This is a genomic window from Vibrio sp. V39_P1S14PM300, from assembly GCF_009904765.1.
In the GTDB taxonomy this organism is placed as follows: Bacteria; Pseudomonadota; Gammaproteobacteria; order Enterobacterales; family Vibrionaceae; genus Vibrio; species Vibrio proteolyticus.
This window is the reverse complement of sequence record NZ_WXWP01000061.1, coordinates 1-11,397: the sequence shown is the minus strand read 5'-3', so window position 1 is coordinate 11,397 and position 11,397 is coordinate 1. Positions and strand designations below refer to the sequence as shown.

The 11,397-nt window shown below is 49.3% G+C and carries 12 protein-coding genes; 6 read left to right on the top strand and 6 right to left on the bottom strand.

Translation table 11 applies throughout. The features are described 5' to 3' along the window. The 3 genes from CAG65_RS03075 to CAG65_RS03065 form a co-directional block, all read right to left on the bottom strand. Nucleotides 1–505: type I restriction endonuclease (locus CAG65_RS03075; protein WP_202599245.1), on the bottom strand; the 505-nt coding region annotated here is incomplete at its 3' end. Nucleotides 506–680: 175 nt separating this feature from the next. Next, a complete protein-coding gene (gene cyaB, locus CAG65_RS03070; RefSeq protein WP_161452105.1) occupies nucleotides 681–1,232 on the bottom strand; it encodes a class IV adenylate cyclase in 552 nt (183 codons plus the stop codon). Nucleotides 1,233–1,253: 21 nt separating this feature from the next. Continuing rightward, complete coding sequence (locus tag CAG65_RS03065) at nucleotides 1,254–1,718, bottom strand: MarR family winged helix-turn-helix transcriptional regulator (RefSeq protein ID WP_161452103.1); 465 nt, start codon at nucleotides 1,716–1,718, stop codon at nucleotides 1,254–1,256. 110 nt (nucleotides 1,719–1,828) lie between these two features. Between CAG65_RS03065 and CAG65_RS03060 the strand changes: the two genes are divergently transcribed. Further along, nucleotides 1,829–2,251 carry an organic hydroperoxide resistance protein gene (locus CAG65_RS03060; protein WP_021703551.1) on the top strand — a complete coding sequence of 141 codons (423 nt, stop codon included), beginning with the start codon at nucleotides 1,829–1,831 and terminating at the stop codon, nucleotides 2,249–2,251. Between the two features lie 129 nt (nucleotides 2,252–2,380). On the opposite strand, the gene CAG65_RS03055 is transcribed toward CAG65_RS03060, so the two are convergent. Further along, nucleotides 2,381–4,699 carry an FdhF/YdeP family oxidoreductase gene (locus CAG65_RS03055; RefSeq protein WP_161452101.1) on the bottom strand — a complete coding sequence of 773 codons (2,319 nt, stop codon included), beginning with the start codon at nucleotides 4,697–4,699 and terminating at the stop codon, nucleotides 2,381–2,383. A gap of 634 nt (nucleotides 4,700–5,333) precedes the next feature. On the opposite strand from CAG65_RS03055, the gene CAG65_RS03050 reads away from it, so the two are divergent. The 4 genes from CAG65_RS03050 (at nucleotide 5,334) to CAG65_RS03035 (ending at nucleotide 8,830) form a co-directional block, all read left to right on the top strand. Continuing rightward, nucleotides 5,334–6,233 (top strand): bestrophin family protein, encoded by a 900-nt coding sequence (locus CAG65_RS03050; RefSeq protein ID WP_161452099.1) that lies wholly within the window; start codon nucleotides 5,334–5,336, stop codon nucleotides 6,231–6,233. 43 nt (nucleotides 6,234–6,276) lie between these two features. After that, on the top strand, nucleotides 6,277–7,167 hold the full coding sequence (locus CAG65_RS03045; protein ID WP_021703554.1) for a LysR family transcriptional regulator: 891 nt from the start codon (nucleotides 6,277–6,279) through the stop codon (nucleotides 7,165–7,167). A gap of 50 nt (nucleotides 7,168–7,217) precedes the next feature. Beyond that, nucleotides 7,218–8,048 carry a formate dehydrogenase accessory sulfurtransferase FdhD gene (fdhD, locus tag CAG65_RS03040; protein WP_161452097.1) on the top strand — a complete coding sequence of 277 codons (831 nt, stop codon included), beginning with the start codon at nucleotides 7,218–7,220 and terminating at the stop codon, nucleotides 8,046–8,048. Between the two features lie 95 nt (nucleotides 8,049–8,143). Beyond that, the gene (locus CAG65_RS03035) at nucleotides 8,144–8,830 is read left to right on the top strand and encodes a DNA-3-methyladenine glycosylase I (RefSeq protein WP_161452095.1); all 687 of its coding nucleotides are present in this window, start codon (nucleotides 8,144–8,146) and stop codon (nucleotides 8,828–8,830) included. A 44-nt stretch (nucleotides 8,831–8,874) separates the two neighbouring features. Here the strand turns inward: CAG65_RS03035 and CAG65_RS03030 are convergent, their stop codons facing one another. Next, entirely contained in the window at nucleotides 8,875–9,612 is a 738-nt protein-coding gene (locus CAG65_RS03030; RefSeq protein ID WP_161452093.1) for a helix-turn-helix transcriptional regulator, read from the bottom strand. 104 nt (nucleotides 9,613–9,716) lie between these two features. On the opposite strand from CAG65_RS03030, the gene CAG65_RS03025 reads away from it, so the two are divergent. Continuing rightward, nucleotides 9,717–10,118: a nuclear transport factor 2 family protein gene (locus tag CAG65_RS03025; RefSeq protein WP_161452091.1), complete on the top strand. Its 402-nt coding sequence runs from the start codon at nucleotides 9,717–9,719 to the stop codon at nucleotides 10,116–10,118. Nucleotides 10,119–10,177: 59 nt separating this feature from the next. Here the strand turns inward: CAG65_RS03025 and CAG65_RS03020 are convergent. After that, nucleotides 10,178–11,397, bottom strand: a 1,220-nt coding sequence (locus tag CAG65_RS03020) for a zinc-dependent metalloprotease family protein (protein ID WP_237668730.1), incomplete at its 5' end; no start/stop codon positions are given.

Here is an 11,397-nt window from a genome sequence, read left to right as displayed (position 1 = left end):
CTCCTGCCGCGTCTACGACAGATTCAACATCGAATGAAGATTTGGTTAGCTTTTTGATTTCAGGCACCACATGTTCATCCAGATTTTCTAAATCCAGCGTCAGAAATGGTTTTTCATCCATTTTATTAGGCGCATCTAGATCTGTGTAAAACTGATATTTAGAGCCATTGGTAAGAATGGCAATTCTGGCATTGGTTACGGAGAAATAACGGAACAATTGATTTGCATGATTGGTCGAGAGTGATTCACCAAACTTTTTACATTCAATAAGAATCTGAACAGCACCGTCCTTGATCAAAGCATAATCAACTTTTTCACCTTTTTTTGTTCCGGTATCGGCAGTAAATTCAGGAATAACTTCATTGGGGTCAAAAACATCGTAACCTAATACCGAATGCAAAAATGGCATTACCAACGCATTCTTAGTGGCTTCTTCGGTCAATAAGTTCGAGGAAACTTGTGAGAGCTTTTTCGACAAAGCTTGCAGACGTTCGATGAAATCCATATATACTCCACATCTTCAAATCACTATCTCTGCATTCAATTCCCAAACAAAATCAGAAATGAAATGCACGCCATATTAATGCTCTGATTAACTCAGAGCACTTTCCAGCAATATAGGAAATTGACGAAGTGAAACCACTGAACAGGTGGAATAATTCATTTACAGAAGTCACAGATTAGTGATTTAACGCCTTATATAAGTCTCTGTAAGATTTGCACTCACGCTCCTCATCGGTTAAACCAAACCGAGCAGCCAGAGACTGCAGTTCTGTTTTGTAATGCTCCAATGCCTCTTCATCATCGGTCATGATGGCAAACTCAGCAAAATCACCGATACCTTGTAGATGGTCCAGCGTAATGTGGTATTGACCGACAAAGTACACACTTCGGGTTTTGCTCATGGTCATTACCGCTTGGTAGCCAAGGTTTTTCAACATGCTTCTGGCACTGACCGCATCGGTAATATTGGTGGCTTCGCAGCGGTCTGGGCCTGGTCCTTTGACAATCCATAATTTGATCCCTGAAGGCGCCAACTCCCGAATACACAAACTCTTATCTTGCTTAAATAAGTGTTTATCTGGCGTGTCAAAGTACACATCCGACTCGGTATTGTTCTCAAACATAACTTGATGCTCCAAAGCATGCAAAACATCCAGAAATGCGTGCTTAGAGACTACCCGGTACTTAAATTCGACTTCAAAACGTCCTTTAAAGTGGTCATTGCTCACACTGTTCTCCTGCTTACAACGTCATTCTGTACTGAGCTTACCGAGCACTTTCTCGCATAGCTGCTTGAGTGTGTTCAGTTCATCGAGATCGAGATCAAAACGGCACAACATCGCTCCCGGTACTGCCTTTGCGGCTTGTTGCAGCGACATCCCTTGCTGAGTCAGTGTCAGCACTCTCACCCGCTCGTCTTGCTCACTGCGCTTGCGCTCAACCAGTCCTTTTGTTTCAAGGCGTTTCAATAATGGTGTCAACGTCCCGGAATCCAGATACAGCTTCGAACCCAACTCTTTGACACTGATACCATTGCTTTGCCATAGCACCATCATGACCAGATATTGTGAGTACGTCAGATCCAGTTTGTCCAATAGCGGCCGATAGGCACGAATAACAGCATTCGCCGCGCTGTAAAGTGGAAAGCAAACCTGATTTTCCAACAGTAGCATTTCATCTTCCGACACAGCGGTTGTCGTTTTGCAGTGAGCCATTGACGCCCCTCCCAAAATAAATTGCGCACAATATACTTGCATTCCAATCATTTTTCGATTTAATATTGCAAAAAATAGATTGTGCACAATCTAAAACCAAGGAGAATATGATGACAACACTTTACACAACAAAAGCAACAGCTCTGGCCGGACGCAATGGCCAAGTCGCGACTGATGATGGTCTACTGGATGTCGCACTGGCTTATCCAAAAGAAATGGGTGGCAATGGTACAGCAACAAACCCGGAACAGCTCTTTGCAGCTGGCTACGCAGCGTGTTTTTCCAACGCGGTCCTGCATGTCGCACGTGAAGCAAAAGTGACTATAAAAGAAGCACCGGTAACCGCTGAAGTGGGTATCGGGCCGAATAACACTGGCGGTTTTGCTCTGACGGTCAGCTTAGCGGCCACTTTGGATCTACCTCAAGAACAAGCACTGACACTGGTTCGCACAGCTCACCAGGTTTGCCCATACTCTAACGCGACACGCGGTAATATTGATGTGGCCGTCACCGTAAACGGTGAAAGTATTTAAAGTTTAAAGGGCGTCGTTGGTACTGCTTGTGACGGTGACCGAGCTCAACAAACACCGGACAGCATAACCACGTCTCGCCTGTCATTGAAAAGCGGCTGGTGCAAAACACCAGCCGCTTTTTTACTCAGGTTATGCCGTGGTCAACGGCTCTGGTTTGGAGGATTTTTCCAACTTAATGGCAATAAATTTTGAGGTCGGCGTGTACGTTTTGTCGCCATAGCTGTCGAGTGGAACCAGAGGGTTGGTTTCAGGATAATACGCGGCAGCCTGGCCTTGCGGAATATCGTAGGCGACCAACGTGAACCCGGCCACACGACGCTCTTTTCCATCTTCCCACAATGACACCATGTCCACTTTGTCGCCCGGCTCAAAACCCAGCTTGCGAATATCCGCTTCATTGATGAATACCACTTCACGCATCCCAAACACACCGCGATAGCGGTCATTTAAGCCGTAAAGCGTGGTGTTGTACTGATCATGGGAACGCATGGTTTGCAGGATTACATCCGGCGTATGCCCTTGATCCAATACCGCTTGATTCACCAACCGTTCAGGTAATTCGCTCGACGAAAATTGCGCCAGACCGGTTTCTGTATTCCAGCGACGCTCTGCCGCCGCATTCCCCAAATGGAAACCGCCAGGCTGAGTGAGCTTTTGGTTGAAATCACTGAACCCCGGAATGGTTTCTTCAATCAGATCGCGAATCCGCCCATAGTCGGCGATTACCCAGTCCCAGTCGATCGGGTGATGACCTAAAGTCGCTTTTGCGATCCCGGCAATGATCGCCGGTTCCGAGCGAAGTGTCTGAGCTCGCGGCTTCAACTGACCATAGGAGATGTGCACCATACTAAAAGTATCTTCGACTGTGACACCCTGAGGCCCGCTCGCTTGCATATCGATTTCAGTACGCCCCAAACAAGGTAAAATCAGTGCGTCCCGGCCTGTCACCAGGTGGGAACGGTTTAGTTTGGTGGCAATATGCACGGTCAGATCACAATTGCGCATCGCAGCGTGCGTTCTAGGGGTATCCGGCGTCGCCTGAGCAAAGTTCCCCCCCAGACCAATAAACACTTTCGCACGCTGTTCTTCCATCGCTTTGATGGCCTGAACAGTGTTGTGTCCGTGTTCACGTGGCACCTGAAATTTAAAGCGGCGCTCAATGTTATCAAGCAATGCCTGAGGCGGCTTTTCATCAATTCCCATTGTCCGGTCACCTTGCACGTTGCTGTGCCCGCGAACCGGAGACAATCCTGCCCCGGGTTTACCAACATTACCTCGCAGCAATTGCAGGTTGACCACCTCTTTGATGGTGGGAACCGAATGGCGATGTTGCGTCAGCCCCATTGCCCAGCACATCACAACGCGCTCTGCACGACGATACATGCTGGCCGCCAGCTCAATCTCGGCCAGACTGAGTCCGGACTGTTCGGTAATGTGTGTCCAACTGGTGGCGTCCACTTGCGCCAGATAGTCATCCAGCCCCGTAGTGTGCTCGCGAATAAATTCATGATCGAAAACGGGTTTGGTGCCGTTCGCCTGCGCTTCGCGCTCCCACTGCAACAGGAACTTCGCCATACCGCGCAAGACAGCCATGTCCCCGCCCAGCGCCGGGCGGAAATAAGCGGTGTTGGTCGGCTCAGAGCCGTTACTCAACATCTCTATTGGATGTTGAGGGTTTTGAAACCGCTCCAGACCACGTTCTTTCAGCGGGTTGAAACAGATCACCTGAGCACCACGTTTTACAGCTTCGCGCAAAGGCTCCAGCATGCGTGGGTGGTTGGTTCCGGGGTTTTGGCCGATAACAAATATAGCATCCGCTTGCTTTAAGTCTTCAAACACAACGGTGCCTTTGCCGACCCCTACGGTATCTTTCATACCAATACCACTGGCTTCGTGACACATGTTGGAACAATCAGGAAAGTTATTAGTGCCAAACGCGCGCACAAACAGTTGGTATAGAAATGCTGCTTCATTACTTGCACGACCCGAGGTATAAAATTCTGCCTGATCCGGCGACTCCAGTGCATTGAGGTGTTGGGCGATCAGTGCAAAAGCATCATCCCAGGAAACGGGGTCGTAGTGATCGGTTTGCGCGTTATAACGCATTGGATGGGTCAATCGTCCCTGGTATTCCAGCCAGTAATCGGTTTGAGTCGACAGTGACGATACACTGTGACTGGCAAAGAAATCCGGGTCAACGAGACGGTTAGTCGCTTCCCAGTTGACGGCTTTAGCGCCATTTTCACAGAAAGTGACTTTACCACCATGGGGATCTTCTCCCCAGGCACAACCAGGGCAGTCAAACCCGCCATTCTGGTTGGTCTTTAGCATAGTGCGGATATTTTTTACCGCATTTTCACTGCCCAGCCAGCTCTTGGTGACCGCTTTCAGCGCCCCCCAGCCCCCTGCCGGACCATTGTATTGTTTGATTTGTTCTTTTTGACTCACGACTTTACTCCTCTGCCAGGAACAACAGCAAACAGGAGTAACCGTGACAACCCAAGCGTTATTCAGGAATATAACGTCAGCGAAAACGGAGGTGCTTTATCGTGCCAGAACTGAGTCCTGCTTACTGTCGGAGATGTTTTGCAACAAACGGAATGGGAAAGGATGCATATTGCTTTGATCTCAATCAAAGATTATTCATTTAAGCACACAACGTCCAATTGATAATACTGAACATGTGATTGACCTTGTCTATCAACAGAGGATAACGCACGGAATAATGGACGCGCCCAGCCATGTTACTGCTGGCGATACTGTTAAACAAGCCCCCGTGTGAAGCAGGTTTTGCGCCAAACCACCCCTTCATAGATATCGCTTATTACCGTCAAAGGAAAATCGTCGGATTTTTCCTCTCGCTCTCCATCAGCCCTCTTCAGAAAAGGTTTAACTTGATAGATGTTATCTATTGCCACATAGACAGTTTGTATTTGACCTCCTCAGAGAACAGGCGCAGTATTGATTCAGATCAAGTTTATATGCATTTTTCCTCTTGACTGACTCGCAGCGTGACGGACATCAACAAGGCCCTGCAACTAGCAAGAACAGAACTCAATAGCAAGACCAGGCAAGTAACACCATGATTGTTCATCCTAAGCCCGACATTTTCGATATTTTGTTGTCATTGAAGGGCTCTATCGCCAGAAGAATTGCTCTGCGCAGCGTAATGGTGACGGCACTGGCTTCACTGATCGTGATGGTGGAAAGTCTTTACCCTCACTGGTTTACCAAAGTGAACGCCACTCCATTTACCTTGTTGGGTATTTCGCTATCGATTTTTATGAGCTTTCGTAACAACGCCTGCTACTCACGTTGGTGGGAAGGCCGCAAAGCATGGGGACAAGTCATCACGGAATGTCGCACGTTCGCGCGCAACAGTGTCGCCATTCCGGACAAATGTCTGCGAGCGAAATTGCTGTATGAGTTATGTGGTTACACCCATGCCGTAAACGCCAGATTGCGTGACGAAAATGAATGGCAAGTTGCGCAGCCCTGGTTAGTCAAACCGGCTGCGGTTTATGGGGTGCACGTAAGTGAAGGCATTTTGCGCAGTATCAGCAAAGACTGCTCCGAGCTGGCCTTATCCGGCTCATTGAATGAATGGCGCCATACGTTGCTGGCACAGCAGCTACAGAAATTGTCGGAAGCTCAGGCTACTTGTGAGCGCATCAAAAGCACACCATTGCCATTTCCGTACACCTTACTGTTGCACCGTACCATCTATATTTTCTGCGCTTTATTGCCTTTCGCAATGGCCGGCTCGCTTGGATGGTTGGCACCGCTTTTCACCACGATTGTTGCATATACCTTTTTTGGACTGGATGCAATTGGTGATGAACTGGAAGACCCGTTCGGCCGGGATGAAAACGACCTGCCGACCGACGCCATGGTCCGAATTATTGAGCGCGACATTTTGGATGCGTTAGGCGAAACCACATTGCCGCCAACACTGGAACCGGTGGATTACGTACTCAACTGAGTACCCCGGCTCCCTGAACTGAACAATACAAAACAGGCCAAGTATGGACATTAAACAGCTTAAGTATCTTATCGCACTGGATAAAACCCGGCATTTTGGCCAGGCTGCAGCGCTGTGTCACATCACTCAACCAACGCTTTCAATGCGGATTCGCAATCTGGAAGACGAGTTGGATCTTGAACTGGTCTCTCGAGGGCAAAGGTTTGAGGGTTTCACCGAAGCTGGTGAGCGTATTCTGGCCTGGGCAAAAACGGTGTTAGCCGCACACGACGGCTTGCAAGCCGAGGCCGCGAATTGCAGAGGTCAATTGGTCGGGAGTCTGCGCCTGGGTATGGTACCTCTTGCCAGCCAGAATCCTATGCAGTTGCTCAAACCGCTTGCACAAACTTATCCAGAGCTTCGCTTTCAGGTGACCTCCATGACGTCTGAGCAAATTATCGATCAACTCAACCGCAATCAACTCGACTTGGGCATCTGTTATCTTGATCAGATTGATACGGCTTATTTTGACGTTATTGAGTTAAGCTCCACCAGCATGGGGGTGTTGTATGATACCCGTCACTTCGCATTCGATGATGCTGCCATGAGTTGGGGACACCTTGATAGCATCCCTCTGGGGCTGCTTACCAAAGGAATGCATTACCGTCAGTCTATTGATCTCAATTTGGGCAGCCAGGGGATCACACCACAAACGGTGATTGAGAGTAACTCTACTTTTCATCTGATACAGGCCGTTAATGCGGGTGTCTGTTGTGCGATTATGCCTCTGAACTGCGGCCTGGAAGCCCTTAACGACAATCTGCGTATCATTCCGATTGAACAGGCGGTTGTCCATGCGCCGATAGGGTTGTTGAAGCGCAAAAAAGAGCCGCATTCGGCTCTGACGGATCAATGTTTTGACGAAGCGAAAACCATTTTCGCACCGGCTCTTTAATCATCCCCGGTTGTATCAATAAACCGGTCCTGCTGTAACAAGGTGATATCATGAGATGTACTGCTCCTAGCCCGCTCACTGGCAATGATATGAATGCTGCGCCAGCGCAACCGGAAAGCTTTAGCTATCGCGAGTTGACCGGAGATCGCCCGGTGATTGAAAATCGCCTGCCGAGCGAATCTGCTTTGTCAATCAGCTACAATGGCATCAATCAGGCGGTCATGATGGTCACCCCCGGCAATCTGGAAGACTTTATCCGCGGATTCACACTCAGCACGGGCATCATTGAACATTTTCGTGAAGTGCATGATATTCGCATCCGCGCGCAGGGCGAGGCCTATTTTGCGGATGTCGATATCACCAACCGCGCCTTCTGGAATCTGAAAACCCAGCGTCGTCATCTGGCCGGAACCACAGGATGTGGTATCTGTGGTGTTGAAGCACTCGAACAAGCGTTGCCGGATCTCGAGCCACTTCAACCATCACTGCCACCGAGCGAAAACCTCTTTGCTGGATTGAGAATGCGTATTCAGGAAGCTCAACTGGCTGCAAAACAGAGCGGCGCGCTGCACGCCGCTTTGTATGTCGACCCCATCGGTGAAATCGTGTTATGTCGTGAGGACATTGGCCGTCACAATGCTCTGGATAAGCTGATCGGCGCCATGGCCGACCAACACTATGACCCACAACAGGGTTTTGTGGTGGTGACCAGTCGTTGCAGCCTGGAATTGATACACAAAGCTGTCCGGGCCAAAGTGGCGACCCTGGTCAGCCTCTCAGCGCCTACGGCATTAACCGTTCAGTGGGCCCGCCGTAACCACCTTAATCTGATCCACCTGCCGCAAAGCAATGTGCCTCGCCTATACAGCCCGGCACCTTAAACCAGTGACGCGTATTTTTGTGGCGGTATCGATGGTTCATCTGTCGGGGCTTTGGTAGTATCAAAGCTTCATTTGCCAAAGGTAATCTATCCCACATGATCCTCGAAAAGTTTGCCTCAATATACCAACGAGCCGCTGAACGTAAAGGCGGCGAAGACAGCCTCGAAAAACTGGTTCGCAAACCACTGACACCAGAAGAAGTAGCGAAGATTCCTGAAGATCGCTGGTTATCAGAATTTTCGATGAAAGTATTCCAGAGCGGAATCTCATGGGATGTCGTACGTAAAAAGTGGCCAAACTTTGAAGAGTTGTTTTTGGGCTTCAAGGTTGAACCTTTGCTGATGTGGTCAGATGAACTCTGGGAAGAAAAAGCCAAAGATCCACGCATTATCCGCCATTTGACGAAAGTGATGTCAATCCCGGCCAATGCTCGCATGATTTACGAAGCGCGAATTGAACACGGCTCCTTCAGCAATATGGTGGCAAACTGGCCTCAGGAACAGATCACTGAGCTTTGGGAGTACCTGAAAAAGCACGGTAATCGTCTGGGTGGCAACACCGGGCCATATTCTCTGCGCACCATTGGAGCCGATACGTTTATTCTCTCTTCCGATGTCGAGTCTCATCTGCGGCATTGCGGCGTTATCGACAGCGGACGTACGACCAAACGTGCGCAAAAAGCAGCAAATGAAGCCTTCTGCCAGTGGCGGGATGAATCCGGCCGGACGTTCACAGAGATCAGCCAGATCATCGCCTTCAGTTGTGGTGATAACCGAATCTAACCTTAGCGAAACCAGCCCGGTACGCACACCGGGTTGCCCTGCCCTCAAGCGGTATCCCGGTGTACATATTTTCCTGGTGTAACCCCAAAATAGTGTTTGAAGGCCGTGATGTAACTGCTGGTATTCTCAAACCCACACGCCAGTGCCGTTTGTGTAACGCTCTCGTGTCGCGCCAGCCAGCGCAATGAACTCAACACGCGAGCCAATTGACGCCATCGGGCAAAGGTCATCCCGGTTTGCTGCACAAACAAACGGCTCATATGCCTCGGGCTCAAACCATAATGACACGCCAATTGCGGCTGTTCGCGCCTGTCGTCTGGGCGATTTAATAACGCATCAGCGATAAGTCGTAATCGTTTATCAGTGGGCATCGGCAATCGCATCACAGAATCATCGGCTGCATTGATCTCATCCATCAGTACCCCAAGTAAACGTTGCTGAGGCTCCGTCACCTTCGTTGACCCCACGCTCTCCAGACGTCGAATGATTGCGTCACTCACAGGGTTAAGTGCCACCAGCCTAGGGAAAGCCGAAGCATGAGGCAATTGCGCTGCCGGCAGCATCAAAATCATACCATCACATTCACTAACGACTTCGGTGCGATGCCTGACATCTGGCGGTATCCACCCCACAGCTCCAGACGTAATCATCCACTGCTCCGAGCCCGCTTCAATGCTAAGCACACCACGTGATATCCAAAACAACTGCCCTTTCGGGTGTTGATGCCAATCCGTGCTGCTGTTGTCCTTATGAATCAGATGATGACGCTGACATTTCATCATTTGGCTGTTTATCTATAAAAGTGGTCTGAATATACAAATTACGCCATTCGAATAATAAATACACTTGTTATCTCGTTGTTTAAGTTACCTTTGGAGATGACGCGATGTCACAATTATGTCCCAACGTGCAGTGGGTGCTCAACGCACTGACCGAGATTATTGAAGCCCCTGATTACGACGCGCACCTTATTACTCACTACTTTTCGCCCCAGTATCAACAAACAGTCGATGGGGAACATCTCGATTTCAGCCAATTTTGTGCACACATTGCAGCCTTGAAAAGTCAGACTCATAAGATGACAGTGACATTACTGGCAGCAGCCAGCCACAACAATCTAGTGTTTACCCGCCATCAGGTTGCGGTCACCAAACTCGACGGAAGCCAAAGTACGGTTATGGTGCTCGCCTGTTTCGAGTTGAGCGGAAATAAGATCACACGTTGTTATGAGTGCTCGATGGTGATGAGTGGGCCAAAGGAGGACAAAACACTGGCCTCAATTCGCTAGGATACGTAGAAGATGAAAAATCCGGATGCATTGCATCCGGATTCACGGCTTCAACTCAATCAGTTGAAGCTGAGTGTCGCGCTGTTAAGAATACCAGTATCGCGAGAATAGTTGTCGGCCACGACCAAGCGCCACTGACCTGTCACTTCTGCCGGATCAACCCCTTGCAGAGTGAAACGCACTTTGTATTGCGTGCCACGGTCATTCGAGTTGGCCTGCTTCAATACCCAACGGCTGTTGCCTGGTGAGTACAACTCAACCGAGATGTCACCAATGTATTGATGGTCGATATCCAGCTCAATCGTGGTCTGATTGATGTCACCATTGTAGGACACATCAAACGGTACCACAATCTGGTTCGCATCAGGGATCGCCAGCGGTGAACTCATGGTGTATACGTTCTGACCCGTTGCACCATCAGGTGCGGTGGTTCCGGTGTCACCATTGGCATTGCCGTTGTAGATGTTGGCAATTTTCGGTGCCGTCAGATTAATCGCACGCACCGCATTGGCATAGTCTTTCTTACCACACGCCTGACCTTGACAGGTTTTGTCCGGGTTAGAAAAAGTGTAAGAGCGACCGTTGACACCAAATAGGAAGCCATACGCCATCGTGGTCGCAAAAGAGTTTTGCACTCCATACCCGTAAGCGTCTTTTTCGGTTCCGTTATTGGTGTGGGGATACCCGTAATCTGGTGCACCCTGATATTGTTCATGCGCGTGGTTTAGACCAAAGTTATGGCCCAACTCATGAATGAAGGTGTCGGCACCACATTCGTTGATATACGAGTGGCTGTACATCAGGCGTTTCGCGTTCGACGGCGAGTATTGCCAGTCGCTTGCCGCGACCACCCAGGCCAGACCACAGCTGATTAACCCTTGTTGTGCGTCGTAGTCTGGCGTGTTGTTCAGATCCAGATTACGGAACATCGCAACCATGTCTGCGCCTACATCTTTGCGCACGGTCTCGATATCACTGAAAATACGATCCTGTTTTTGCCCGGGAGTAATTGCGTCTAACGCTTGTCCCTGAGATTTCTTATAACCAGGCGCTGAGTCAAAGTCATACTCACGCGCAGCAATGAGGTTAACTTTGATATCCAGACCACTCTCTTTCAGGATCTGGTTACCGACGTTAAAACGGTGCTGAATCTGGGCCATATGATCCTGATTGAACCACTCAGATGTTGCTTTGGTATACACCCCCAAAACATCGATATTCGTGGTTGCGTTTGCAGCAGGCATAGCGAATCCTGACGTTATCATCAACGCTAATAACG

Excerpts from the sequence above, each read along its gene's own strand:
- CAG65_RS03050 (WP_161452099.1), top strand. The coding sequence starts at position 5,334 with ATGATTGTTCATCCTAAGCCCGACATTTTCGATATTTTGTTGTCATTG.
- CAG65_RS03060 (WP_021703551.1), top strand. The coding sequence starts at position 1,829 with ATGACAACACTTTACACAACAAAAGCAACAGCTCTGGCCGGACGCAAT.
- CAG65_RS03025 (WP_161452091.1), top strand. The coding sequence starts at position 9,717 with ATGTCACAATTATGTCCCAACGTGCAGTGGGTGCTCAACGCACTGACC.
- CAG65_RS03045 (WP_021703554.1), top strand. The coding sequence starts at position 6,277 with ATGGACATTAAACAGCTTAAGTATCTTATCGCACTGGATAAAACCCGG.
- CAG65_RS03065 (WP_161452103.1), bottom strand. The coding sequence starts at position 1,718 with ATGGCTCACTGCAAAACGACAACCGCTGTGTCGGAAGATGAAATGCTA.
- CAG65_RS03030 (WP_161452093.1), bottom strand. The coding sequence starts at position 9,612 with ATGATGAAATGTCAGCGTCATCATCTGATTCATAAGGACAACAGCAGC.
- CAG65_RS03035 (WP_161452095.1), top strand. The coding sequence starts at position 8,144 with ATGATCCTCGAAAAGTTTGCCTCAATATACCAACGAGCCGCTGAACGT.
- fdhD (WP_161452097.1), top strand. The coding sequence starts at position 7,218 with ATGAGATGTACTGCTCCTAGCCCGCTCACTGGCAATGATATGAATGCT.